At 48.9% G+C, this 25,593-nt stretch carries 26 protein-coding genes, 1 riboswitch and 1 other annotated feature; all 26 genes read right to left on the bottom strand.

Annotated elements, in window-relative coordinates; all coding sequences use genetic code 11:
* Positions 1-134: 134 nt before the first annotated feature.
* The 26 genes from cysC to MKX80_RS08610 all read right to left on the bottom strand — a co-directional run bounded on the left by cysC (position 135) and on the right by MKX80_RS08610 (position 25,578).
* Positions 135-728, bottom strand: a complete 594-nt coding sequence (gene cysC, locus MKX80_RS08735; RefSeq protein ID WP_154997745.1) for an adenylyl-sulfate kinase — start codon at positions 726-728, stop codon at positions 135-137.
* A gap of 13 nt (positions 729-741) precedes the next feature.
* On the bottom strand, positions 742-1,878 hold the full coding sequence (gene sat, locus MKX80_RS08730) for a sulfate adenylyltransferase (RefSeq protein ID WP_182070707.1): 1,137 nt from the start codon (positions 1,876-1,878) through the stop codon (positions 742-744).
* Positions 1,879-1,903: 25 nt separating this feature from the next.
* Complete coding sequence (locus MKX80_RS08725) at positions 1,904-2,968, bottom strand: inorganic phosphate transporter (protein WP_154997749.1); 1,065 nt, start codon at positions 2,966-2,968, stop codon at positions 1,904-1,906.
* An 11-nt stretch (positions 2,969-2,979) separates the two neighbouring features.
* On the bottom strand, positions 2,980-3,681 hold the full coding sequence (locus MKX80_RS08720; protein ID WP_011197966.1) for a phosphoadenylyl-sulfate reductase: 702 nt from the start codon (positions 3,679-3,681) through the stop codon (positions 2,980-2,982).
* Positions 3,682-3,767: 86 nt separating this feature from the next.
* Positions 3,768-3,911: a YezD family protein gene (locus MKX80_RS08715; protein WP_003181635.1), complete on the bottom strand. Its 144-nt coding sequence runs from the start codon at positions 3,909-3,911 to the stop codon at positions 3,768-3,770.
* A 76-nt stretch (positions 3,912-3,987) separates the two neighbouring features.
* Positions 3,988-4,094: riboswitch (SAM riboswitch) on the bottom strand.
* Positions 4,095-4,258: 164 nt separating this feature from the next.
* Positions 4,259-4,888, bottom strand: a complete 630-nt coding sequence (pyrE, locus tag MKX80_RS08710; protein WP_326849725.1) for an orotate phosphoribosyltransferase — start codon at positions 4,886-4,888, stop codon at positions 4,259-4,261.
* Entirely contained in the window at positions 4,885-5,604 is a 720-nt protein-coding gene (gene pyrF, locus MKX80_RS08705) for an orotidine-5'-phosphate decarboxylase (protein WP_154997756.1), read from the bottom strand. Before pyrF ends, pyrE begins: the two co-directional genes overlap by 4 nt.
* Positions 5,573-6,511, bottom strand: coding sequence for a dihydroorotate dehydrogenase (locus MKX80_RS08700; RefSeq protein WP_154997758.1), 939 nt, complete (start codon positions 6,509-6,511; stop codon positions 5,573-5,575). The genes pyrF and MKX80_RS08700 overlap by 32 nt, the downstream gene beginning before the upstream one ends.
* Entirely contained in the window at positions 6,508-7,278 is a 771-nt protein-coding gene (locus MKX80_RS08695; protein ID WP_154997760.1) for a dihydroorotate dehydrogenase electron transfer subunit, read from the bottom strand. The genes MKX80_RS08700 and MKX80_RS08695 overlap by 4 nt, the downstream gene beginning before the upstream one ends.
* Positions 7,275-10,487, bottom strand: a complete 3,213-nt coding sequence (gene carB / locus MKX80_RS08690; RefSeq protein WP_182070711.1) for a carbamoyl-phosphate synthase large subunit — start codon at positions 10,485-10,487, stop codon at positions 7,275-7,277. The genes MKX80_RS08695 and carB overlap by 4 nt, the downstream gene beginning before the upstream one ends.
* Positions 10,472-11,566, bottom strand: a complete 1,095-nt coding sequence (locus MKX80_RS08685; RefSeq protein WP_268325700.1) for a carbamoyl phosphate synthase small subunit — start codon at positions 11,564-11,566, stop codon at positions 10,472-10,474. The genes carB and MKX80_RS08685 overlap by 16 nt, the downstream gene beginning before the upstream one ends.
* The gene (locus MKX80_RS08680) at positions 11,563-12,849 is read right to left on the bottom strand and encodes a dihydroorotase (protein ID WP_154997765.1); all 1,287 of its coding nucleotides are present in this window, start codon (positions 12,847-12,849) and stop codon (positions 11,563-11,565) included. Before MKX80_RS08680 ends, MKX80_RS08685 begins: the two co-directional genes overlap by 4 nt.
* Positions 12,833-13,753, bottom strand: coding sequence for an aspartate carbamoyltransferase catalytic subunit (locus tag MKX80_RS08675; RefSeq protein WP_154997767.1), 921 nt, complete (start codon positions 13,751-13,753; stop codon positions 12,833-12,835). Before MKX80_RS08675 ends, MKX80_RS08680 begins: the two co-directional genes overlap by 17 nt.
* Before the next feature lie 144 nt (positions 13,754-13,897).
* The gene (gene pyrP / locus MKX80_RS08670) at positions 13,898-15,202 is read right to left on the bottom strand and encodes a uracil permease PyrP (protein ID WP_154997769.1); all 1,305 of its coding nucleotides are present in this window, start codon (positions 15,200-15,202) and stop codon (positions 13,898-13,900) included.
* Between the two features lie 194 nt (positions 15,203-15,396).
* Positions 15,397-15,945 carry a bifunctional pyr operon transcriptional regulator/uracil phosphoribosyltransferase PyrR gene (gene pyrR / locus MKX80_RS08665; RefSeq protein ID WP_043928159.1) on the bottom strand — a complete coding sequence of 183 codons (549 nt, stop codon included), beginning with the start codon at positions 15,943-15,945 and terminating at the stop codon, positions 15,397-15,399.
* A gap of 176 nt (positions 15,946-16,121) precedes the next feature.
* Positions 16,122-17,036 (bottom strand): RluA family pseudouridine synthase, encoded by a 915-nt coding sequence (locus MKX80_RS08660; protein ID WP_154997771.1) that lies wholly within the window; start codon positions 17,034-17,036, stop codon positions 16,122-16,124.
* A gap of 1 nt (position 17,037) precedes the next feature.
* Positions 17,038-17,577 carry a signal peptidase II gene (gene lspA, locus MKX80_RS08655; RefSeq protein WP_254115408.1) on the bottom strand — a complete coding sequence of 180 codons (540 nt, stop codon included), beginning with the start codon at positions 17,575-17,577 and terminating at the stop codon, positions 17,038-17,040.
* A 44-nt stretch (positions 17,578-17,621) separates the two neighbouring features.
* A complete protein-coding gene (locus MKX80_RS08650) occupies positions 17,622-17,987 on the bottom strand; it encodes a hypothetical protein (RefSeq protein WP_154997773.1) in 366 nt (121 codons plus the stop codon).
* 243 nt (positions 17,988-18,230) lie between these two features.
* On the bottom strand, positions 18,231-20,999 hold the full coding sequence (gene ileS, locus MKX80_RS08645; RefSeq protein WP_268336400.1) for an isoleucine--tRNA ligase: 2,769 nt from the start codon (positions 20,997-20,999) through the stop codon (positions 18,231-18,233).
* A 51-nt stretch (positions 21,000-21,050) separates the two neighbouring features.
* Positions 21,051-21,280: a binding site (T-box leader), on the bottom strand.
* A 62-nt stretch (positions 21,281-21,342) separates the two neighbouring features.
* Entirely contained in the window at positions 21,343-21,837 is a 495-nt protein-coding gene (locus MKX80_RS08640; RefSeq protein WP_043928148.1) for a DivIVA domain-containing protein, read from the bottom strand.
* Between the two features lie 96 nt (positions 21,838-21,933).
* The gene (locus MKX80_RS08635) at positions 21,934-22,710 is read right to left on the bottom strand and encodes an RNA-binding protein (RefSeq protein WP_182070714.1); all 777 of its coding nucleotides are present in this window, start codon (positions 22,708-22,710) and stop codon (positions 21,934-21,936) included.
* A gap of 137 nt (positions 22,711-22,847) precedes the next feature.
* Positions 22,848-23,123: a YggT family protein gene (locus MKX80_RS08630; RefSeq protein ID WP_154997779.1), complete on the bottom strand. Its 276-nt coding sequence runs from the start codon at positions 23,121-23,123 to the stop codon at positions 22,848-22,850.
* 7 nt (positions 23,124-23,130) lie between these two features.
* Entirely contained in the window at positions 23,131-23,583 is a 453-nt protein-coding gene (sepF, locus tag MKX80_RS08625; RefSeq protein WP_003181594.1) for a cell division protein SepF, read from the bottom strand.
* Positions 23,580-24,275: a YggS family pyridoxal phosphate-dependent enzyme gene (locus tag MKX80_RS08620; RefSeq protein ID WP_268315748.1), complete on the bottom strand. Its 696-nt coding sequence runs from the start codon at positions 24,273-24,275 to the stop codon at positions 23,580-23,582. The genes sepF and MKX80_RS08620 overlap by 4 nt, the downstream gene beginning before the upstream one ends.
* Positions 24,276-24,282: 7 nt before the next feature.
* Positions 24,283-25,122 carry a peptidoglycan editing factor PgeF gene (gene pgeF, locus MKX80_RS08615; RefSeq protein WP_234112994.1) on the bottom strand — a complete coding sequence of 280 codons (840 nt, stop codon included), beginning with the start codon at positions 25,120-25,122 and terminating at the stop codon, positions 24,283-24,285.
* A 222-nt stretch (positions 25,123-25,344) separates the two neighbouring features.
* A complete protein-coding gene (locus tag MKX80_RS08610) occupies positions 25,345-25,578 on the bottom strand; it encodes a YlmC/YmxH family sporulation protein (RefSeq protein ID WP_011197962.1) in 234 nt (77 codons plus the stop codon).
* Positions 25,579-25,593 lie beyond the last annotated feature (15 nt).

The following is a 25,593-nucleotide window of genomic DNA, read 5'->3' as shown; positions in this document are numbered from 1 at the left end:
TCTGATCAACGTCTTCTTCAATTCATTATAAATCATAAAGAAAGCGTTTGGTGCCTGAAAATATCACAAAAACCAAACGTTTTCTTTATGGAATAGGAAAGTGCATGTGCCGCACTTTCCTATTCACCCGCATTTTATTTCGTTTGATCTTTTACGTATTGGACGAGCTGATTTTTGCACTCCTCCCGGTTATGTGTGCCTGTATCAAGCACAAGCTCAGGTGTTTCAGGCTCTTCATAAGGCGAATCGATCCCCGTGAAAAATGGAATTTCCCCGTTTCTCGCTTTTTTGTACAAGCCTTTCGGGTCGCGCTCCTCACACGTCGCCAAATCGCATTTCACATAGACTTCGTGAAACTCATCTTCCTCGACAAGCTGTCTGACAAGCCCGCGGTCTTCTTGAAAAGGGGAAATGAACGCCGTAATGACGATCGTCCCCTGTTCGACAAAGAGCTTCGCGACCTCGCCGATCCGGCGGATGTTTTCCTTCCGGTCTTCATCGGAAAACCCGAGGTCCTTGTTCAGCCCGTGCCTGACGTTGTCGCCGTCAAGCACCGTGACCTGGTAGCCTTGTTCAAACAACTCACGCGCTGCGGCGTTGGCAATCGTTGATTTTCCTGAACCGCTCAAGCCCGTCAGCCAAATGATTGAGCTTTTATGTTTATTTTTCTCATGATATTCCCGTTTTGTAATGGACGCTTCATGCCAGACAATATCTTTATTTACCAAGAGATGCTCCCCCTTAAGAAACCCCGGCCGTTAAGCCTTTGATTAATGTTTGAATGACTTCAGGACGGCTGAATGTGCTCGGCGGGAACTCGCCGTTTCTCAGCATGGCCCTCACCTTTGTGCCGGACAAAATGACATGATGTTCTTTGCCGTGAGGGCACGTCTTCGCCGTAGCCATTGACCCGCAGACATTGCAGTAGAAGCTGTGTTCGAATTTCAGCGGCGTAATGCCGATCTCTTCCGGCGCGAACTGATCGAACAGCTCCTGCGCTTCATATGTGCCGTAGTAATCGCCGACACCGGCATGGTCTCTTCCGACGATAAAATGCGTGCATCCGTAGTTCTTTCTGACAAGCGCATGGAAGATCGCTTCCTTCGGCCCCGCATAGCGCATCGCCGCCGGAAAAACGCCGAGGAAGACGCGGTCTTTCGGGTAGTAGCCGTCTAGCAGCACCTGATAGCTTTCCATGCGGACATCAGCCGGAATATCGTCTGATTTTGTTTCCCCGACGAGCGGATTGAGGAAAAGGCCGTCTACAGTCTCCAGCGCCGTTTTTTGAATGTATTCGTGCGCTCTGTGAACCGGATTTCTCGTCTGGAATCCGACGATCGTTTTCCAGCCGAGTTCTGCGAATTTTTTTCTTGTTTCCAGAGGTTCGAATGTGTGCGCCGGGAATTGCTTGACGCTCCGTTTAATGAGCGTGATCGGCCCGCCCACATAAACGCTGCCGCGGTCAAACAATTTTTTGACACCCGGATGTTCGAGTTCGTCGGTTTTATAGATATTGACGGCTTCCGTTTTCTTGTCCGGCGTATAGATGTCTTCGATCTCAATGACGCCGCAGGTATCCCCATTATAGGTGAGGCGGACGGTGTCACCCGCTTTTAAGCTTGAAGCTTTTTCCCCGTCAACAGGCAGAGTGATCGGAAGCGTCCATACTTCGCCGCTTGATAGTCTCATATTTTCGACAACGGACAGATAGTCTTTCTCTGTCATAAATCCTTGGATCGGGCTGTACGCACCGATTCCGATCAGCTCCAAATCTGAAAAAGCCATTAAATCAAGCTCAATTTCTTGTGCGATATGTTGAAAATCGTATGCTTCATTGACGCGGTTAACCAATACACCGCCGTGTGGTGCTAAACTCATAAACTTGTTTCCCCCTACTTTGTGTTTAAATTCCTCCGCCTTGCTCATGGACGGAGCTGTGTTCTTTTTTGACCGCTCTCATCAGGCTGAGCGTTCCGACAGATGCCAGAAGGACGCTTGTGATGACGATGAGAGCATAATAGTCTCCTTTTAATAAAAGGCTGACCAGCATATAAGATAGGCTTAATGAAAGGAACGGCGAGACGACCCATACTTTCAGCATTGTTTTGACCACTTGTTTATGAAAGACGTTGCCGCCGTTTTTTGCCATTCCCATCCCTATAATAGAAGATGATGTGACTTGCGCAAGCGGAACCGGCAAACCGAAAATTGAACTGATGATGACAAGCCCGGCCCCTGTTCCGGAAAGGATGATCCCCTCTCCTTTTGAAAATCTCGTTATCTTTTTGCCGTTTGTTTCAAGAACGCGCCTGCCCAGTAAAAGGGCGCCTAGCGCGACAAACAGTCCGCCGTAGAGCGTTCCTTCCCCGACTGTCAAAACATGCGCCGCCACCAGAGGTCCGACAGCGTTTGCGACATTGTTCATGCCTGCTGAGAAGGCTTCAAAAAACCCGGTGATCAACAGAATGACCGCCAAAACCTTTGCTTTTTTTCCCGAGGCTGGACGTTTGATCGTTTTTTTCATGATTTTTGCCATCGCAAATGTAAACATAAAAGCGACGATTGGTACAATGACCCAAAATGAGACGATGACAAGCAAAGATTTCACATACAAAACCTGGTAAGCGACACCTACTCCGACAACAGATCCGACTGTCACTTCACTTGTCGAAAGCGGAATGCCAAGTACATTTGCGATAAAGAGCGACAGCGCCGCCGATCCGATAATAATGCAGACGATTTCGAGCGAAATCACCCGTTCAGGAATGATGCCTGAGCTGATCGTTTTCACGACGTTTCCGCCGCCGATGACGGCGCCCGAGAGAACGCCGGCTGCACAGATCAGAAGGGCATGAAACTTCTTTTTGACGGCTTCAGATCCGTAGGCGATTCCCATTGAAGCAGCTGCACCGCTCGCTCCGATATTCATCGCAAAAAACATGCTAAATAAAATGGCGGCAAGTTCCATGACTCATCTCCTTACTCGTGTAATCCGCATTCTGTTTTAGCCGATCCGTTCCAGCGGCCTGATCGAAGATCATCCATCGTAAAGGCCGGAGAGGTGCACGGAGCGCAGCCGATGCTCGGATAGCCTTGATCATGAAGCGGGTTGTATGGGAGATCGTGTTTTGTCACATATCTCCAAATATCCTTCCACGTCCAATGAATGAGCGGACAAACTTTGATGGACTTGAATTTTTCATCTTTGTTCAAAAAGTTCGTTTTGCTCCGCCCGGGCGATTGCTCGCGGCGCAGGCCTGACAGCCACGCCGGGTAGCCTGATAGCGTCTCGCGGAGAGGAATGACCTTCCTCATTTCACAGCAGGAATTCGGAGCGGTCTTCCATAGTTCGTCCCCATATTCTTTCGCCTGCTCTTCGACGGTAAGCTCCGGTTTTTTCATGATAATCTGAAGGCCTGGATATCGTTCTTTGACAGCGTCGATCGTTTCATATGTTTCTTTAAAATGAAGCCCTGTATCAAGGAAAACGATGACTGCATCTTTTTTAACCTTATAAATCAAATCGATCAGGACGATCCCCTCAATTCCGAAGCTGCACGCATATACGAGCTGATCCCCGTAATGTCCGTACGCCCATTTCAGGACGGACAGCGCTCCTTTATAAGAGTCATCTTCCTGAAAAGAGATGTTTGGTTCCTCCCATGTGCTGTAAGTAAAAATTTTCGGTTCCCCCTTTTTTTTGCCAACAAAAAAACGGCTTCCAGCAGAAAAAAACTGTGAAAACCGCCTCTAGTTTGTCTAGTCAGCTATTTCAATCTTATTTTTTCATTTTTTTCGATTTGAATGACTTTGCCGTCCTGAACAACGAATGTGATCGATCCGTAATTCATGTCTTTCAGCATGTCTTTCATTTTGATGATCACCTTTTCAAGCTGTTCATCTGTCTTCACTTCTAGCTCCTCCTCTGCCCCTTAAAAATTAAAATCTTTCTTCCAATTTTGAAAGAAAGACGAGGAACTCCGCTATTCCTTATCTCTCAAAATGAGGGCATTTTGCTGGAAGTAGCACCTTACGCATCACACGCAGGTTGCCGGGTTTCATCGGACCAGTCCCTCCACCGCTCTTGATAAGTTTGCTTTTGTTATTTTAAAATTTTAGCACAATTCGAATAAAAGTCAACCCGACTTTTTTTATAGGATTAATAAAAAATAAAAATAATCCGATTTTACTATTTTGAAATCTGCAAAAAGGCGCAAAAAAAAGCCGTTCTCCCATTAGGAGAATACGGCTTTGATCATCAGTCCATCCAAGACTTGCTTTCAGGATTCGCCTTCCATTCTTTCAGTTTGGCGGCATCCTGTTCGCTGATATATCCACCGGCAAGCGCAGCCTCTGTCAACGTATCATAATCAGTTAGCGTGGAATATTCAACGCCCGCTTCGCTGAAGGCGGCGGCGGCTTTTGGAAGCCCGTAAGTGAAAATGGCGGCGACGCCGAGCACTTCACATCCCGCCTCTGTAAGGGCGGCGGCTGCTTCAAGGACGCTTCCGCCCGTTGAAATTAAATCTTCGATCACAACGACTTTCTGTCCTTTTACAACGGCTCCTTCAATTTGGTTTCCTTTGCCGTGCGCCTTCGGTTTGCTTCTGACGTAGCACATCGGCAGGCTCAGTCTGTCAGCGGCAAGCGCGGCATGGGGGATTCCCGCGGTTGCCGTACCGGCGATCATTTCGGCTTCGGGAAATTTGTCTTGAATCAGTCCGGCAAGCCCTGAAGCTATATCATGCCTTACTTCCGGATATGAAAGCGTCAAACGGTTGTCGCAGTAGATGGGCGACAGGATGCCGCTCGCCCATGTAAACGGCTCATTCGGGCGCAGGAAAACTGCTTTGATTTTTAATAAATGGTTTGCAATGTCTGTTTTCATGCCTTGGTTCCCTCCCACTCATGTCCTATTCTTCTGTAGGCTGACACAGGATCTTCCGCCTGTGTAATCGAACGGCCGACAACGATCGCCGATACGCCTTTTTCCCGTGCGTATGACGGCGTCGCCACCCGGACCTGGTCGTTGTTTTTGTCATCTGCCATGCGAATTCCGGGTGTCACGGTCAGAAAACCTAAAGACACAGCCCGGTAAATGTGTTCGGCTTCATGAACGGAGCAGACGACGCCGTCAAGTCCGCTTTCTTCAGCCAACTTGCTGTAGTGAACAACTGCATCGAGAAGCGGTGTTTCAATCAGCAGTTCACGCTGAAGCATTTCTGAAGACGTGCTTGTCAGCTGGGTCACGGCAATTAATGAAGGGCGTTTTTGGCCTGCCGGAGTCCCTGCTTCAAGGCCTTCAAGCGCCGACTCCATCATTTGTTTTCCTCCTGCTGCGTGCACATTGACAAGACTGACGCCAAATCCCGCCAGCCTTTTCATCGCCTTATATACGGTCGTTGGAATGTCGTGGCACTTTAGATCGAGGAAAATGCGGCAGCCGCGCTCCTGCAACTTTTCAAGGATGGCAGGTCCTTCTTGATAAAAAAGCTCCATGCCCACCTTAACGAATAGCTCTTCCTCTTGAAACCGGTCCAAAAACGCATATGTTTCCTGTGCTGATGCAAAATCAAGCGCGATGATGGGCGGCGTATGTTTCATCCTTCCAGCTCCTTCCGACACACTCGTTCAACGAATCGTATCCGTATTTTTCTAAAACGCGCGGCAAATCGTCGATGATTTCGGGACAAGCAAACGGATTAACGAAGTTTGCCGTGCCGACGGCGACTGCGCTCGCACCCGCCAGCAAAAACTCAAGCACATCTTCGGCTGACTGGACGCCTCCCATGCCGATGATCGGAATGCTCACCTTTTGGCTGACTTCATGCACCATTCTGATGGCCACCGGTTTAACGGCAGGGCCTGATAATCCGCCGGTTTTATTCGCCAAGATCGGCTTTCCCGTTTTTAAGTCGAGTCGCATCCCGATCAGCGTGTTGATCATCGTCAGACCGTCCGCTCCCGCTTCTTCTATGGCAAGAGCGATGTCGGTTATGTTCGCAACATTCGGCGACAGCTTCACATAGACGGGGACGCTTGCAACCTCTTTTACCGCTTTCGTCAGCTCGCCGGCCATTTCCGGCTGTGTGCCGAAGGCGATGCCTCCCGTTTTCACGTTGGGACAAGAAATATTCAGCTCGAGCGCATGAACGTTCGGCGCTTTGCTGATTTCTTCAGCCACTTCCACATAATCGTCGATCTGCGAGCCGGCGACATTGGCGATAATCGGTGTATCGAACTGTTCGAGCCAAGGCAATTCGCGTTCCATGACAGCCTCTAAACCCGGATTTTGCAGGCCGATGGCATTGAGCATGCCGGCTTGTGTCTCGGCGACGCGCGGCGTCGGATTCCCGAAGCGCGGCTCGCTCGTCGTCGCTTTAATCATAATCGCACCGAGACGTGATAGATCGTAAAAGTTCGCAAATTCTCTCCCGAATCCAAAGCAGCCTGAGGCCGGCATGATCGGATTTTTCAATTGAAGGCCCGGCAAATTGACTTCAAGCCTCATAACAGCACCTCCTCAGCTTTGAAAACAGGGCCGTCAAGGCATACCTTCACATAAGACGTTTCGCTTTCTTCCGTATGGCAGACACAGGCAAAGCAAGCACCGATCCCGCATCCCATGCGCTCTTCCATCGACAGATAAACCTCTTTATCCGGATAGCGCTGTTTTAAAGCTTTCAGCATCGGCGTCGGTCCGCAAGCCATTATGCAGTCAAACTGAAGCCCCTCGTTTTCAATGACATCTGTAACAAATCCCTTTGAACCGCGGGTGCCGTCTGCGGTTGCCACATACACCCGGCCGAAGCGGCTGAATTCCTGTTCGTAAAAGACATCTTTTGCAGAAGCAAATCCTAACACATGGATCGCGTGCACCCCTCTGTTTGTCAGCTGTTTGCTCAGCTCGTAAAGCGGTGGAACACCGATCCCCCCTCCGACGAGAAGAGCCGTTTTCCCCGGTTCAAGCGATTCAGCCGGAAAACCGTTGCCGAGCGGACCGAGGACATCGATCTGATCTCCTTCCTTTTTTAAAGAAAGGAGGCTCGTGCCCTCCCCATCCTTGCGAAAGATGATGGTCACCTGCCGGGCGGCTCTGTTGATATCAGCGATGCTGATCGGCCGCCTCAAAAGCGGTGTGAGGGAGTCTGAGACCTTGATGTGAAGGAACTGGCCGGGAGCGCCGCAAACTTCGGCAATCTCCCCTTCCAGCACCATTGCATAAATATGATCCGCGATACACTTGTTTGAACGGACTGTCATATACCCTTTTCTCATCTGACAGCCGCCTTTTGCTCGATTTTAATCTCCGGCATATGATCGGCGCGGAAGCTCATGCTTTCAAGCACCCGTAAAATCGCTTCCGCCGTATCAAGGGATGTCAGGCAGGCAACGCCGTTTTCAACGGATTCGCGTCTGATTCTGAAGCCGTCCCTTGCCGGTTGCTTCCCTTTTGTCAGCGTATTGACGACGAACTGCGCTTCTCCGTTTCGAATGACATCAAGGAGATTTGTTCCTTCTTCGCCGATTTTCCCGACGGTTTTAACAGGTACGGATGCATCTCTTAAATAGCCTGCCGTTCCTTCCGTAGCCAATATGTTATAGCCGATCGCATGGAACCGCTTGGCGATCAATAGTCCTTCCTCTTTATCTTTATCAGCAACTGTCAGGAGAACAGAGCCGTAGTTCGGAATTTGGATGCCTGAAGCGATCAGTCCTTTGTATAGCGCTTTTTCCAATGTGCTGTCTTTGCCCATGACTTCCCCAGTCGATTTCATTTCCGGTCCGAGCGTGATATCCACTCTTCTCAGCTTTGCAAACGAGAAGACCGGCACTTTCACATATACGCCTTCCTGCTCTTTTTGGAGGCCTGCTGTATAGCCCAAATCGGCCAGCTTCCCGCCGAGAATCACTTTTGTTGCGAGATTGGCCATCGGTATGCCGGTGATTTTGCTGAGAAACGGCACCGTGCGGCTCGATCTCGGGTTGACTTCAAGGACGTAAACCTCATCTTTTGAAAGGACAAATTGAATGTTGAGCAGGCCGACGATGTTTAAGCCTTTTGCAAGCTTAATCGTGTATGCTTCAATCTTTTTCTTGATGTCCTCTGAAAGGGATTGCGGCGGGTAAACGGCAATCGAATCCCCCGAGTGGACGCCCGCCCGTTCGATGTGCTCCATAATCCCCGGAATGACGACCGTTTCACCGTCAGAAATTGCATCCACTTCAATTTCTTTTCCGGTCAAATATTTATCGATCAGGACAGGGTGCTGCGGATTGATTTTCACTGCATTCTCCATATAATGGAGAAGCTCTGCTTCCTGGTAGACGATCTCCATCGCACGTCCCCCAAGTACATACGATGGACGGACAAGCACCGGATAGCCGATGTTAGCTGCGATTTCAACGGCGCCTTCCACAGATGTCGCCGTTTTTCCGAGCGGCTGAGGTACATGCAGCGTTTCAAGCGTCTGTTCGAACTTGTCGCGGTCCTCGGCGCGGTCCAAATCTTCCAAAGATGTTCCGAGAATGGCGACGCCCCGCTCTGCGAGCTCGTCGGCTAGGTTGATCGCAGTCTGTCCGCCAAACTGAACGACGACACCTTTCGGCTGCTCCAAATCGATGATATGCATGACATCTTCAACAGTAAGCGGCTCAAAGTAGAGCTTGTCGGAAATGCTGAAGTCCGTTGAAACCGTCTCAGGATTGTTGTTGATTATGATTGCTTCATAGCCGGCTTCTTTAATCGCCCAGACCGAATGCACGGTCGCATAGTCGAATTCAACCCCCTGGCCGATCCGGATCGGACCCGAGCCAAGAACGATGACGCTGTTTTTGTCCGTTCTGACCGATTCGTTTTCTTCTTCATACGTGCTGTAGAAATACGGTGTCTCTGATTCAAATTCAGCCGCGCATGTATCAACCATTTTATAAACAGGCGTAATGCCTGCTTCTTTTCTAAGATCATAAAGCTTTCGTTCAGACATCTCCCAGAGAAGGCTAATGAAGCGGTCTGAAAAACCGAGCTCTTTCGCTTCTTTTAAAAGGCCAAGGTCGCCGCGCCCGGCTTTCAGCTTCTCTTCAAAGCGAATGATTCCCTCAAGCTTGTGCAGGAAGAACAGGTCAATTGCCGAAAATTCATGGAGATCGCTGACTGTGTATCCTCTTCTGAACGCTTCGGCCAAGTAAAAGAGCCGTTCGTCTCCCGCTTTTTTAATCCGTTTTTCAAGCACTTCATTCGAGATATCACCGGCATCTTTCAGTTCCAGGTGGTAGACATCCGCTTCAAGAGAACGGACCGCTTTAAGAAGAGATTCCTCCCACGTTCTTCCAATCGCCATCACTTCGCCCGTCGCTTTCATCTGCGTGCCGAGCCTGCGGTTTGCCGATTCGAATTTATCAAACGGCCAGCGCGGTATTTTTGAAACGACATAGTCGAGTGCAGGTTCGAAAGATGCGTACGTTTTTCCTGTAACAGGATTCATCATTTCGTCAAGAGACAAACCGACGGCGATTTTGGCGGCAAGCTTTGCGATCGGATAGCCCGTCGCTTTTGAGGCAAGCGCTGATGAACGGCTGACCCGCGGGTTTACCTCAATGATGTAGTACTGAAAGCTGTCCGGGTCAAGCGCCAGCTGAACGTTACAGCCGCCTTCGATTTCAAGCGCGCGGATGATTTTCAGCGATACATTGCGAAGCATTTGGTATTCGCGGTCGCTCAGCGTCTGGCTCGGCGCTACAACGATGCTGTCCCCGGTATGAATCCCGACCGGATCGATGTTTTCCATATTGCAGACGACGATCGCATGATCGCTCGAGTCTCTCATGACTTCATACTCGATTTCTTTGTAGCCGGCGATGCTCTTTTCAAGCAGACATTGATGAACCGGGCTCATTTTTAAGCCGTTTTCAACGATTTCTTTCAGCTCGTCTTCGTTTGAGCAGATGCCTCCGCCTGTTCCGCCAAGCGTGTATGCCGGTCTGACGATGACAGGGAAGCCGATACGCTCGACAAACTCGCGCGCTTCGCCGAGCGAGTGGATGATCTCGCTTTCCGGAACCGGCTCATTCAACTCATTCATCAAGCTTCTGAACAAGTCGCGGTCCTCCGCTTTCTGGATCGCCGACAATTTCGTGCCGAGCACTTCAACGCCGCACTCAGCCAAGATGCCGTGCTCGGACAGTTCGACCGCCAAGTTGAGGCCCGTCTGCCCGCCCAATGTCGGCAAAATGGCGTCCGGCCGCTCTTTGCGGATGATCCGTGTTAAGAATTCAAGCGTCAGCGGTTCGATATATACGCGGTCAGCCATTTCCGTATCAGTCATGATCGTCGCCGGATTTGAGTTGACGAGAATGACTTCATAGCCTTCTTCTTTTAAAGCGAGGCAGGCCTGTGTGCCCGCATAATCAAATTCCGCCGCCTGCCCGATAATAATCGGCCCCGATCCGATCACCAAAATCTTCTTGATATCTACGCGTTTAGGCATACCGCTTCCCCTTCTTTCTCTGTGGTTTCAATCATGTCTAAAAATTGATCAAATAAATGGTTTGCGTCTTCCGGCCCAGGTGAAGCTTCCGGATGGTATTGAACCGTGAAAGCCGGTTCGTGTTTATGTTTAAGCCCTTCGATTGTCGCATCATTAATCGCTACATGCGTCACCTCAAGCGGCGTGTTTTCAACGGACGATACAGTATAGCCGTGGTTTTGAGCCGTAATCGATACTCTCCCGGTTGCAAGCTCTTTAACCGGATGGTTGGAACCGCGGTGTCCGAACTTCATTTTCGCCGTCTTTGCTCCGCAGGCGAGGGCAAACAGCTGATGGCCGAGACAGATGCCGAACAATGGAACCTTGCCGAGAATGTTTTGAATCATGGCAATCGCTTCCGGTACGTCCGTTGGATCTCCGGGTCCGTTTGACAGCATTACGCCGTCAGGCTTTAGCTGCATCACTTCTTCTGCCGTTACATTGTGAGGAACGACGATCACATCGCATTTGCGCTTGTTCAGCTCCCTTAAGATGCCGTGCTTCATTCCGAAATCGACGAGCACGATTCGCTTCCCTCTCCCAGGGCTCGGATATGCCGTTTTTGTTGAAACTTGGCTGACCTGATCGGTCGGAAGGTTCGTTTCTTTCAGCTTATGAACCAAAGCCTCAGCATCTTCTTCCGGGCTGGCAAAAACTCCTTTCAGCGTACCTGCTGTTCTGATCATTCTTGTCAGCTTTCTCGTGTCAATCCCTGAGAGTCCCGGGATGTTCTTCATTTTTAAATATTCATCAAGTGTATAAGCAGAGCGCCAGTTTGACGGATGTTGACATAACTCTTTTACGATAAACCCTTTCACATAAGGGGTGATGGATTCAAAGTCGTCTCTGTTGATCCCGTAGTTTCCGATCAGCGGGTATGTCAGGGTGACAATTTGTCCGCAGTATGAAGGATCTGAGAGGATTTCCTGATAGCCTGTCATCCCCGTGTTGAACACGACTTCTCCCATGGTGTTTTCCAAGCTGCCGAATGCTTCCCCTTCAAAAATCGTTCCGTTTTCTAGTACAAGACGTCTTTTCATTTTACAAGTCTCCCCTCTTGGTAAACGAGTTTTCCCTTTGCCATTGTCATAACCGGCCAGCCGAAGCAGCTGATGCCGTCAAACGGCGTGTTTTTCCCTTTAGAAAGAAAGATGCTTTTGTCAATTTTTTCTTCGCGTTCAAGATCAATGAGCGTAATATCCGCGGACCGACCGGCTTCAAGCTTCCCGTAAGGAAGTCCGAACGCCTCGCAAGGTTTGACCGTCATATAATCGTGCAGCTGTTTCAGCGTCCATTTGCCTGTTTTGACAAAGTGCGTGTAAAGGAGCGGAAAAGCCGTCTCCAAGCCGACAATTCCAAATGGCGCCAGGCTCATTGTCTGTTGTTTTTCTTCTTCTGTGTGAGGGGCATGATCCGTTGCGATAAAATCGATTGTTCCGTCTCTAAGCCCCTCAAGGAGCGCTTCTCTGTCTTCCGGACTTCTGAGCGGCGGATTCATTTTATAATTTGTATCAAGACCGGGAATGTCACTGTCTGAAAGGAGCAGATGGTGCGGCGTCACTTCCGCCGTCACGCGGATCCCCGCTTTTTTGGCATCGCGGACGACCCTGACCGATTCCTTCGTGCTGATATGACAGACGTGGTAATGGCAGCCTGCCGCTTCGGCCAGAAGAACGTCCCTTGCGATGTGAACCGCTTCGCACACTGAAGGAATCCCGTTTAAACCGTTGGCTTTGGCAAATTCCCCATCGTGTACACTGCCGCCGTAGATCAGTGAATTGTCTTCACAGTGAGCGACGATCGCTTTATCGATCGAAGCCGCTTTTTTCATCGCTTCATACATCATCCCCGCCGTTTGAACGCCGACGCCGTCATCGGTAAACGCGAACGCACCTGCGTCTTTCAGCCCTTCGAAATCGGTCATTTCCTGGCCTGTTTGTCTGATGGTGATGGAAGCATACGGGAGCACTCTGACAGATGCCGTTTCGTCAATGCGGTTGACGAGCCACTCCATCTGCTCTTTCGTATCGGGGACAGGCCGCGTATTCGGCATTGCGGCGACAGTTGTAAATCCGCCTCTAGCTGCGGCTTTTGCGCCTGTTTCGATCGTTTCTTTCTTCTCGCCGCCCGGCTCTCTGAAGTGAACGTGAAGGTCAACAAGCCCTGGCGAGACGAAAAGTCCATCGGCATCGATAACCGTTTCTCCCAAAGCGGCCTCAAGGCTTCCGATTTCGCTGATTGTATCGCCTTCAATCCTGATATCACGCTGTACTTTTTCACCTTTTTCGTCGAGTATGAAGCCGTTTTTAATTAAATAAGACATAAGCCTGATCTCCCCTTTTTCTGTTTTCGCCGTTTAGAAGCGCTCTTTTTAAAACCGCCATTCTGATATATACACCGTTTTCCATTTGTTTAAAAATTCTCGACTGAGCGGATTCGACCAGTGCACTGTCAATCTCGACACCTCGGTTGACTGGCGCAGGGTGCATAATGACCGCGTCTTTTTTCAAGAGCTCCGCCCGCTTCAGCGACAATCCGAAAGTTTCAAGATAGTCTCGTTCTGCCGCCTTTTTCTCATGACGTTCGTGCTGAATCCGGAGAAGCATCACGACATCCGAATTAGCAACCGCTTCGTCAGGCGACACATATGTCCCGTATGGATTGTCTTCATCCCGCCATTCGTCTGGACCTGAGAACAGAACCTTTGCTCCGAGCCTTGTCAGTACTTCGGCATTCGACCTTGCCACTCTGCTGTGTTTGATATCTCCGTGTATAGATACCGTCAGTCCGGCAAATCTGCCCCATTCCTCGTGAATCGTCATCAAGTCTAGCAAAGATTGAGTGGGATGCTGACCGCAGCCGTCTCCGGCATTGATCACCGGAATGCCGACGTGTCCGATGAGTTCATTGTAATAATGATCCTGAGAGTGTCTGATCACACATACATCAGCGCCGATGGATTCGAGGGTCTTGACGGTATCGTACAACGATTCTCCTTTTTGTACGCTCGTTGAAACACCGTCCAGGTTTAACACATTCATGCCAAGTTTCTTTTCAGCCACTTCGAAGCTGAAGCGCGTTCTTGTACTCGGTTCAAAAAACAGATTGGCAGCAAACTTTCCGGAGAGGACGGAATCGGACTTGCCTTTTTTCAGCTCTCTCGCCTCTTCAATCAGCTCGTGAATATCCTCAAGACTAAGCTCATTCATTGCGGTCAAGTGTTTCATTTTTTCTCCCCCTCAGGCTTTAATTTCCCGTAAAAAAACCCCAAGCTATAACGGCTTGGGGTACAGTGAATCAGAGAATGCGCTTCTTTGCACTTCTCTCTCCGCAACCCTTTCAAGCCTCTCTGGACTTCATTTAAAAGGTTTTTAAATATGCTCTTCTATTTCAATCCCGTCCTGATCTCCCTTTGATTCAGGCAGGACAAGGTTTAAAACCACTCCGACGATCGCCGCAAGCGCCATGCTTGACAGCTCAAATCCTGAGATTTTGATAAATGCGCCGCCCACTCCGATGACGAGAATGACGGATGAGATGATCAGGTTTCGCTTGTTTTCCAAGTCAATTTTGTTATCGATCAACATGCGCAGTCCGCTTGATGCGATGATACCGAACAGCAGGAAGGAAACGCCTCCCATGACTGCGGAAGGGACAGAGCTGATCAGGGCCGAAATTTTGCCGATAAACCCGAAGCACAGTGCAATGACAGCCGCTCCGCCGATGACAAATACGCTGAATACTCTTGTAATGGCGAGTACGCCGATGTTTTCTCCGTAAGTCGTTGTCGGCGGTCCGCCGATGCATGATGCCAGCATCGTTGCGACGCTGTCGCCGAAAATCGAGCGGTGAAGCCCGGGCTTCTTAATGAAATCCTGGCCGACGACCTTGCTTAATACCATTTGGTGGCCGATATGTTCTGACATCGTCACGAAAGCAACGGGCACCATGGCGATTCCGATTCCGACAGCCGCCGCGCTCGGCGTATAGTCGACAAACGGAAGCACGAAATCCGGAACAGCAAACCATTTGGCGTCAAGAACCATCTGGAAGTCGACGATTCCCTGGGTCAGGGCGAACAAGTATCCGCCGATAATTCCGATCAAGACAGGAATCAGGCTGAAAAATCCTCTTAAAAAAATCGCGCAGATCACGGTGAGCGCAAGTGTAAATCCTGCGACGCCAAAATGTTTGGCGCTGTAGACGAGCACTTTGGCTCCCGGATCTTCATACATGGCCATATTGACAGCCGTGCTTGCCAGCCCGAGTCCGATGACGATAATAACCGGACCGACGACAACAGGCGGCAGGAGCCTCATCAGCCAGTCCGTTCCAAGCTGCTGGATGAGAAGGGCGATCAGCCCGTAGGCAATGCCTGCCATAAATGCGCCGATCATGGCCGCACCAGGGCCTCCAGCGGCTTTTGCCGCGATAATCGGGGCAATAAATGCAAAGGATGAACCTAAGTAAGCCGGGATCTGTCCTTTTGTAATCAAGAGATATGCAAGCGTTCCAAGTCCGCTCGTAATGAGGGCCACGCCCGGGCTCAAGCCTACAAGCTTCGGCACAAGGATCGTCGCTCCGAACATGGCAAACAGATGCTGCAGGCTGAAAGATATCCAATTCAAAGGTTTTGGTACTTCTCTGACACCAAGGTTCACTTTTTTCTGACTCATATTTTTTCCTCCTGATGATCGACTCACTGTCTATGATGTCTTCATATCCTGAAATGATTTATGTCCATTAAAAAAGCCTCTTTGCTTAAATTGCGCAAAGAGGCAGACAAAGACCGCCGCATGGTGAGGCGGCTACCTTTCGTTCTATCCCTCTTTGCAAACTCACTGGAATGCATTTAAAAAAGGATTATCATTCACTTTTTATAAATCGCCGCAAGGTCGCGTCCGTCAACTTCCTCTAATTGAACCATGACCTTCTCGGCTTTCGATGTCGGGATGTTTTTCCCGATATAGTCGGCTCTGATCGGCAGCTCTCTATGGCCGCGGTCGACCAGCACCGCAAGCTGGATGGATGAAGGCCGCCCGACATCGACGAGCGCATCCATGGCCGCTCTGACCGTCCGTCCCGTGTAAAGCACGTCATCGACGACGATCACCTTTTGATCGGTGATGTCCGCCGGAATGTCCGCTCCTTTGACAAGCGGCTCTTCATTGGACGTTTTTTTGGAAAGATCATCCCTGTAAAGGGTGATGTCAAGCTCTCCTACGGTGACTTTGTTTCCTTCGATTTGCTCAATCCGTTCGGCAAGCCGTTTGGCCAGATAGATGCCTCTCGTTTTGATTCCGACAAGGATACAGTTGTTCATTCCTTTGTTTCGTTCAATCATTTCGTGGGCGATTCTTGTCAGCGCCCTTCTGATCGCCTGTTCGTCAAGCACAACAGCCTTTTCCTGTTCTTGCATGGCCAGCACCCCGTATCTTTTAAAGGATAAAACAAAAACCCCTTCTGCATAAAGGCAGAGAGGGGTCTTTAAACGAATTCATTGATTCGCTTGTCCGGTATCCTTCTCAGCCTCTCTGGACTGTGTTAAAGAATCTGATTTAACTGCATTTATTATTTCAAAAAAGAAAACGTCTGTCAACGTTTATTTCGAATTTTGTCGAGGAGATTTTTCATGTCGTCAGGCAGAGGCGCCTCAAATTCAACATATTCTCCAGTACGCGGATGGTCAAACCCCAATACGCCCGCATGCAGCACCTGGCCGTTGAAATCGACCGTCTTTTTCGGGCCGTATTTCGGATCTCCCGCGAGAGGAAAGCCGATATATTTCATATGCACGCGAATTTGATGGGTTCGCCCCGTTTCAAGCTGGCATTCTACGACAGTGAAATCATCGAACCGTTCGATTACTTCAAAATGAGTGACGGCATGCTTTCCGTTTTCCCTTGTGACCGTCATACTCTGCCTGTCTTTTTTATCCCTGCCGATCGGCGCGTCGATCGTCCCGTGGTCATGCGGGATGACGCCGTGGACAAGCGCAGTGTATTTTCTCGTCACCGTTTTGTTGACAAGCTGGTTCACGAGCGACTCATGCGCCATATCGTTTTTGGCAACCATCAACAGGCCTGAAGTGTCCTTGTCAATCCGGTGGACGATACCCGGCCTCATCACGCCGTTGATGCCTGACAGATCGTCACAATGCGCCATCAAACCGTTGACAAGCGTCCCTGTCAAATGGCCGGGAGCCGGGTGAACGACCATTCCGCGCGGCTTGTTGACGACAAGGACGTCCTGATCCTCGTAATAAATATCAAGATCCATTGGTTCAGCCGTGACATCTAGCGGTTCCGGCTCGGGAACATGTACTGACACCGCATCCCCTTCCTGAACTTTATAGTTGGCTTTGACCGCATTTCCGTTAACTAGCACGCGGTCTTCTTTAATCCACTGCTGCACTTGAGTCCGCGACCAATCCGCTTCAACTGCGGTCAAGTACTTGTCAATCCGTTCACCTTTATATTCTTCATGAACGGTCATTTCATAATGCTCCATGTTACAGCTCCTTCTTCTTCTTTCCGTCTAACAGCATTTGTATAAATAAGAGCAGGACACCGACGCATAAAGATGAATCGGCAATGTTGAAAATCGGATAATGATAATTGACGATCGTCACGTGTATAAAATCGACAACTTCTTGTCTGAACACGCGGTCGATGAAATTGCCGACTGCACCGCCAAGCATCAAGCCAAGAGCGGTTCCGAGCAGAATTTGTCCTTTTGCATGTTTTTGAATGTAGTAAACAATGCCGATGACAACCGCTATCGTAATGATGTAAAAAAACCACATCTGTCCGGCCAAAATGCCCCATGCCGCACCCGTATTCCTGTGCGACGTAATTTGAAAGAAACCATCGATGACGGGGATGCTTTCACCGTACTCCATTTTGCTGACGACCAGCCATTTTGTAAATTGATCGATACCGATAATGAGCAGTGCAATTATGTAATAAGGCACAAACCGTTCCTCCAGTTTCTGTTTCTCTTCATTTAAGCATTTTAACAAGAAAAAGAAAAGGAGTAAAGGAATATTCATTGACATCCTGCAAGAGGGCAAAAGCCCTCCCCTCTTGCAGAATGTTATGAGTAGAGCGCCCGGTTGAACGTCTCATCCGTCTCAGCCCAAATAGGAAGCGTCTTTTTTTCAAACTGGGCATGATATAAAAAATCGTTCGCAGTGCGCGCCGTCGGCAGAATAGCCATTTTTACCAGCGGAATTGCCTGATTCGTTTCTTCGCAAATGCCGTATGTTCCGTTTTCGATTTTTGAAAGGGCCAAAAGCACGTCCTGAAGCTCTTCTTTGACATGATACATAAGTGTTGCCTGCTGATACGAATTGATGCCTTGAGAATCCTGCTGAAAAAAGGAGTATTCAAAAAGCCTTGCTTCCAGTTCTTCCTTCATTTGAAGAAGTTCGGTATGAATTGCCGCCAGCTGATCGTTCACGCCTACATCAACTCCTGCTCTTATCGTTTGTGACCTTAGTGTTACCGACAATGCCGGTATCCAAGCCCAAAAGATTTTTCCTGACGTACAAAACGATGACAGCAATGGCATCCTTTCTGAGGACTTTCACAGGATGTGATGGCGGCAGCGTTCAGGCAGGAACGCCGGGGAGGCCTGACAACGAGTGATAGGGTTTGGCGGAATGCTAAAAGCGGTTCGGAAAAACTCCGAACCGCTTCGTGGTTAATTTTGATAATACGTCTTCACAATTCCAGCACAGCGAGGGCAAAGTTCCGGATGATCGGCATCCTGGCCGATTTCTTTAGAAACCATGCGGCACCGCTCACAAGTCTCGCCTTCTGCCTGAGCAACGACGATTTTTCCTGTTTCAAACGTCTGCGCTTCTTCAGGCGCATCGGCTTCCGTTCCGCCGATGGCAAGCTCTGACACGATGAACAGCTGTTTGACGTCTTCCTTGATTGAAGAAAGCAGCGCTTTTGCTTCTTCATTCGGATACAGCGTCAAGCTGGCAACCGAAGATTTTCCGATGATCTTTTCATTCCGCGCAGTTTCAAGCGCTTTAAGAACATCGTCGCGAAGCTTCATGAAGCTGTCGAACTTCGCTTCCGTCTCTTTTGCATTCGGAATGTCTCTTGTTTCCGGCATATCGGTAAGCTGCACGCTTTTTTCCGATACGAATGTGAAGTGGTTCCACATTTCGTCAGCAGTATGCGGCAGGATCGGCGCAATCAGCTTGACAAGCGCAAGCAGCGTTTCGTAAAAAACGGTCTGCATGCTGCGGCGGTCTTTATGATCGGCGTGTTCAATATAAACGACGTCTTTAGCAAAATCCATATAGAATGAGCTGAGCTCGATCGCACAGAAGTTGTGGACAGCATGGTAAATGACCGCAAAATCGTATTCTTCATACGCTTTTTTGACTTTTTCAATGAGGCTGTTCAGCTTGATCAAAATGTACTGATCGACTTCGCGAAGATCTTCCACAGCGATTGCATCATTCGCCGGGTCAAAATCGGCAATGTTTCCGTGAAGGAAACGGAACGTGTTGCGAATCTTCCGGTACACTTCTGCGACTTGTTTTAAGATCGCGTCAGACACGCGGACATCTGCTTGATAGTCGACAGACGCAACCCACAGCCTTAAAATATCGGCCCCAAACTGGTTCATGATTTTTGCCGGTACAACGACATTGCCGAGCGATTTACTCATTTTGCGGCCTTCTCCGTCAAGGGCAAAACCGTGTGACAGCACGCCTTTATAAGGTGCTTTACCCGTTACGGCAACCGCTGTCGAAATCGATGAGTTAAACCAGCCGCGGTATTGGTCAGATCCTTCAAGATACAAGTCCGCAGGTCTTACAAGATCATCACGTTCTTCCAGTACGGCCTGATGTGACGATCCTGAATCAAACCAGACGTCCATGATGTCCTGTTCTTTTGTGAACTTGCCGTTCGGGCTTCCCGGGTGTGTAAAGCCTTCCGGAAGCAGTTCATTCGCTTCTTTTTCAAACCAAATGTTCGAACCGTGCTTCCTGAATAGTTCAGAAACGTGGTCGATCGTTTCATCCGTGATGATCGGCTCCCCGTTTTCGGCATAAAATACCGGAATCGGCACGCCCCATGCGCGCTGTCTTGAAATACACCAGTCACCGCGGTCGCGGATCATATTGTAGAGGCGCGTTTCGCCCCATTCAGGCACCCATTTTGTTTCTTTTACCGCGTCAAGAAGCTCGTCTCTAAAGTCTTTGATAGAAGCGAACCATTGGGCGGTCGCACGGAAAATGGTCGGTTTTTTCGTTCTCCAGTCGTGCGGATAGGAGTGTGTGATGAAATCGAGCTTCAGCAAAGCGCCTTTTTCTTCGAGCTGTTCTGTAATCGGCTTGTTGGCCTGATCGTAAAACAGTCCTTCAAAACCAGGGGCTTCGCTCGTCATATGTCCTTTTTCATCAACTGGGCAAAGCACGTCAAGTCCGTATTTCTGACCGATGATAAAGTCGTCTTCTCCGTGTCCCGGAGCGGTATGAACGCAGCCTGTACCGGCATCTGTTGTTACGTGTTCACCGAGCATGACAAGCGAATCTCTTCCATATAAAGGATGAACCGCGACAATATGTTCCAGGTCTTTTCCTTTAACGGTCTGAACAACTTCATGATCTTCAAAGCCGATCGCTTTTGCCACGCTTTCAATCAATGCGCTTGCCATCACGTAGCGCCCGCCTCCGGCAGCAACGACGCTGTATTCCAATTCAGGGTGTACGGCGATGCCGAGGTTGGCCGGGATCGTCCATGGCGTTGTCGTCCAGATGATGATTTTTTCGCCGTTTGTCAATACACCTTTTCCATCTTTTACATCAAATGCAACATAGATAGACGGCGAGCGTTTATCATGGTACTCGATTTCAGCTTCAGCCAGAGCTGATTCGCTTGAAGGGGACCAGTAAACCGGCTTCTTCCCTTTGTAAATATAACCTTTTTTCGCCATTTCGCCGAATACTTTAATTTGCTGCGCTTCAAACTCAGGCTTTAGCGTCACGTATGGGTTTTCCCAATCTCCTCTGACACCGAGACGCTTAAATTGCGTCTTTTGACCTTCGATTTGCTGCCATGCATATTCTTCGCAAAGCTTGCGGAATTCGGCTACTGTCATTTCTTTACGCTTCACTTTTTTGTTTTTCGTGAGCGCCGTTTCAATCGGCAAGCCGTGTGTGTCCCAGCCCGGAACGTACGGTGCATGATAGCCGCTCATCGATCTCGAACGGACGATGAAGTCCTTCAGTACTTTGTTAAGCGCATGGCCCATATGAATATCGCCGTTCGCATACGGAGGTCCATCATGAAGCACGAACATCGGCCGGCCTTCGGTTCGTTTCTGAACGAGGCTGTAAATGTCCATATCTTCCCATTTCCCCTGGATTTCAGGTTCACGGTTCGGCAAGTTTCCTCTCATCGGAAAATCTGTTTTCGGCATTAAGAGCGTGTCTTTATAATCCATTACCATTCCTCCAAAACATCTTTTCTAAAACAAAAAAAGCCTTTTCATCCCATAAGGGACGAGAAGGCTTTGATCTCGCGGTACCACCCTTTTAGACAAGCCGATTCGGCTTATCCGCTCAAACATCGTAACGTGATGGGACGTCCTTTCCTACTGGACGGTTCAGAAAGGAAACTTGAGGGCTGATACACAACGATTCCAACAATCCCGGGCTTACACCACCCCCGGGTCGCTTTCATTGTTTTCAGGAATCAATGTCTGTCCCTCTCAAACGTTTTTCACTCAATTTATGAACGTATTATATGCGAACGGATGACGATATGTCAAGATTGCAAACGAAATTCTATTCCTTTTCATCCATTACTGCGTCTACTTCGTATTCAAGCAAATGATCCCAGTCATCGTTTTTCAACAGGTCAAGCTGCGCTTCGATCAGCATTTGGAAACGGGTTCTGAACACTTTTGACTGCTTTTTCAGCTCTTCGATTTCCATCGCGATTTTTCTCGATTTTGAAAGGGACTCATTAATGATCCGGTCAGCGTTTTTCTCAGCTTCACGGACGATGAGCTTCGCTTCTTTCTCGGAATTGCGCTTTACGTCTTCTGCTGCTTCCTGTGCGACAAGGATCGATTTATTCAACGTCTCTTCGATCGTCGAAAAATGGCCGAGACGCTCGTCAAGCTCGTTCACTTTTGTTTCAAGCTCATTTTTTTTGCGCAGAATGATCTCATAATCCTTTCTCACCTGGGCCAGGAACTCGTTCACTTCATCTTCATCATAGCCGCGGAACGCTTTCGTAAATGTTTTATTATGAATGTCATTTGGCGTCAAAGGCATGCTGCCCACCTCCATTATTTTTCTTTATGTACACTTGTCCTAGTCAACATTATAAAGCAAAATTCGACCGGGCGGAGAAAAAACTGTTAAAACTCGTCATTTTTGTTTTTCAAACGTCAATCTCCATTTGCCCTTTTTCGTTTTGCCGTCAATGTTTTTCATCCTGAAGCGGCCAAACCCCCGGATCGAAACCATATCCCCTTCCGCCAGTGCATATGAAGGGTCTTCGATGACTTTCCAGTTCACTTTCACGAGGCCGTTTTTCACGAGAACCTGTGCTTTCTGTCGGGATTGCCTGCTCATTGACGAGCAAATCGCATCAAGCCTCAAAGATGAAACCGTATCATCCCTTATTTCGACATCCTGCTCCGGTACTTTAAGCTTTGAAAGCGGAATTTTTTCAAGGGAAACTTTCACCTTCCCGATTTGTGTCAGCTGGGTAAAAACAAAATCAGCGACTTCTTCCGAACAGATAAACTGCCATGTCCCGTCCGAAAAGATCAGGTCGCCGAACTTTTGACGCTTCAATCCGATGCCCATCAATGAGCCGAGAAGCTCGCGATGCTCGATGGAGGCAAATTTTTGCGGATAGATGACTTCCCAGCCTTGAAGCTGAAAATCTTCGGCAGACGGCTCGGTATATTCGGGGAACAGCACAGCCCTCTTTCGTTCGGCCTCAGGGAAGCCTCCGAAAAATTCAAGCCTCACGTCGTCTGAATGACCGATGACAGATTGCAGGATCACCTGTTCCCGCGGGTCCAAAAAATCGGTCAGCTTCATCCGGTACTGTTCCGCCACGATTCTTTTCCACTCAAGAGCCTGGTCGATAAACGGCTCTTCGTCTTTTCTGAAATGCTGGTAAATATCGCTCATTGTCTTTCCTTTCTATGTAAAGAGGCCTGGCCTACAGCCAAGCCCGATACTCGGCCCGCAAAGATTGAAGGCACGCTCCTGAAAAACGGCGCCGCTGCCGCCGGCAAGTCCTTACGGGATAATCGGCAATGATGTCTTTAAAAAGCGCCGAGCATTCTGAAAACCGCCAGAAGCCCTGCATCTGCGAACCGCAGTATGAAAATCGCCACGAGCGGAGAAATATCAATCATCCCGAGCGGAGGAATGATCCTTCTGAACGGTTCGAGATAAGGCTCACAAAGTGAAGCAAGCACCCGGCCGAATGAAGACTCCCTTGCATTAGGCACCCAAGACATAAAAATGTAAATAATGAGCGCAAACGAATAAACGGTTAGAAGAATACTTAAAACTCTATAAATATAAAATAGGATCATCTGTGATTTACCACCTCTGATGTTCTTCTTCTATGAGCTCGGAAATCGTGCCGGAGACATCGACGTTTTCAGGCGTGCATAAAAAGATGTCCGCTCCGATCCGCTGAATGTCGCCGCCGAGAGCATATACAGTTCCGCTCAAGAAATCAACGATTCTTTTCGCCTGATCGTGCTGAATGCGCTGCAGGTTCACGACGACGGCGCGGCGGTTTTTGATATGGTCTGCGATTTCCTGGGCTTCCGCGTACACCCGAGGCTCACTTAACACTACTTTAGAAGATTTCTGAACGCTTTGCAAACTTACGACATTCTGCTTCCCAGCCGCTTTAGACTGGTAGGCGGTTCTGTCTTTCGATTCATGCTCTTCAGGGATTTCCTCCCTGTCTGTTTCAATGTACTCGTATTCATATTCCTCATCATCCAAGGAAAAAAAGTTTTTAAATTTGTTTTTCAAACTCATGATTGTCCACCTCCAGTTTCATTTCCGACTAAGGAAGATCCGATTCTGACGAATGTCGCGCCTTCCTCGACTGCGATCGTATAGTCATTAGACATACCCATCGAAAGCTCGCTGCACGGGGCGTTCCATTGATCAAGCCCGCGAACCTCGTCGCGCAGCTCTCTCAGTAAGCGAAAACAGCTTCTGATTGCCGTCTCATCATCCGTAAAAGGAGCCATCGTCATTAATCCCGCAATCCGAATGTTTTCGTATGCAGACAGCTTTTTTACAAAAGGAAGAACTTCTTCTTTTGCCATGCCGTGTTTTGAAGATTCAAGGGATGTGTTGACCTGAACAAAACAGTCAATCGGTTTTTTTGCCCTCTTCTGAATCTCATCGGCAAGGGAAAGCCTGTCTAAAGAATGGATATATGAGACATGATCAATGATTGCTTTTACCTTTCTCGTCTGCAGGGTTCCGATAAAATGCCATACCGGCTCGCTGTCTTTCAGAGCGTCGAGCTTGTGAAGCAGCCCGGTATCACGGTTTTCACCCAAATGTCTGATTCCTGCATCAAGCGCTGCCTGCGCCCGTTCCGGGGAAACATATTTCGTGACAGCGATGACGGATATTTCGTCGGGCCTTCTGCCCGTTTTGATACACGCTTCGTTGATCCTGTCATTTATATGTCGTAAATTGCTTTTTACATCCACCTGTAAGCTATACCTCCTTTAATCCGATGAAGGACATCATCCGTCCGGTTTTTCCCCGGTCTCTCCGATGGGAGAAAAACAGTGAACGTTCGCAGCTCGTACAAAGGGAACTCACCTTGATCTGGCCGTTTGGAATTCCGGCGTGTACAAGCAGCTGCCTGTTCACTTCTTTTAATTCGAGACGGTACTCCCCTTCTTTTATCGTCAAAAAGGCTTTGTCTTCTTGTTGAAGAGGAAGATTTCTGATTTTGTCTATTACATGATCGTCGACAGTGTAGCAGCACGCGCCGATCGCAGGCCCGATCACGGCTCGGATGTCTGCGGGATTTGATCCTTCCCGGCTGACCCACGTGTCAACCATGCTGGCGGCGATCCCGAGTGCGGTGCCTTTCCAGCCCGCGTGAGCGATTCCGGCCAGCGAGCGGACCGGATCGTAAAAATAAACGGGAACGCAGTCGGCAAAGCACAGCGCCAAAAACAGGTTTGGCCTGTCTGTATAAAGTCCGTCCGTAGCCTTCAGCGCCGTATCGTATCGGAAAGCGCCGCTGGCGCGATCGCCATCCGTCACTTTTTGAATCCGGTCTTCATGCGTCTGATCGGCAAATACCCAGTCGTGCAGATCAGTTTTTAGGATGTCGGCAACCTTTTTTCTGTTATTGATGACATGCTGTTCATGATCCTGAACGTGCAGCCCTGTATTCAATGAGTGAAAAGGCGGTTCGCTTTCTCCGCCGTTTTTTGTCGTAAATCCGGCTGTGACGGCTCCGCCGGTTTCCGCCGTCTGATTCCATTCCTCAATCAAAAGCATTGACGGAGCATCAAGACGAAAGGGGTTATATGTATTCATGGTGATCAGCCTTTCGACAAACATCGTAGTCTTTCATCATATCGCTCCTATTTTAACACATCTTGATGCATTCGTTTAGTTTCGTTTCAAAAAACTAAACGAAATGTATTGTTTGCAACATTTATCCCTGCTTTTACAGACGGTCTCACCGTTCACAACATTTTGAAAAAAGCAGGCGGATAAGGGCCAGCCGATTGATCAGGCATCATCTCATGTTCTTGATCAGCTAAGTCGCACAAGAATCACATCTTCTCCAATTTTAACAATATTTCGCCACGGAATGACGATTTCCTCTTCTTTTCCGAAAAATCCGAAAACTTTCCCCGTCCCTCCGATGACGATCGCCTGTATTTTGCCTGTCGTTACATTAATATCAATATCGCCGATGCTGCCGAGCTTTTTTCCGTTTGATACGTTGACGACATCCTTTATTTGAAAATCAGAAATATTCATCATGTTCACCGCACGCCT

The organism is Bacillus sp. FSL K6-0972 (assembly GCF_037976035.1).
Classification (GTDB): domain Bacteria; phylum Bacillota; class Bacilli; order Bacillales; family Bacillaceae; genus Bacillus; species Bacillus haynesii.
This window is presented reverse-complemented; position numbering and strand designations above follow the sequence as displayed.